This window comes from Colwellia sp. MB3u-45, from assembly GCF_014077005.1.
Taxonomy (GTDB): domain Bacteria; phylum Pseudomonadota; class Gammaproteobacteria; order Enterobacterales; family Alteromonadaceae; genus Cognaticolwellia.
Genome location: NZ_JACGVC010000009.1, coordinates 1 through 251, shown reverse-complemented (window position 1 = coordinate 251; position 251 = coordinate 1). Strand labels below are relative to the sequence as shown.

General features: G+C 41.8%; 1 protein-coding gene. It reads right to left on the bottom strand.

The genetic code is table 11. The annotated features are described in order from the left end of the window. A partial coding sequence (locus H4J41_RS00025) for a transposase (RefSeq protein WP_182150437.1) occupies nt 1-251 on the bottom strand: 251 nt, incomplete at both ends.

Sequence of the window (251 nt, the reverse complement as noted above, 5' to 3'; positions counted from 1 at the left end):
GTTCAGGTGAATAAGGGGGCAACTTTATAATTGATAAGTTATCAAATTTTTCGGTTAAATGGACTTGATGCCAAGCTGCACCATCCACAACTATCACGGCGTGTCGTCCTTTGGGTACCTTTTGGCCAATCAATGCTAAGTGTTTTTCCATCACATCCATATTCATGATTGGCGCTATTAATGCCTCGGTATCTCCTGTTGCAGGGCAAACAGCACCAAAAAGATAAGCATACTCAAACTGCTGTTGCTTA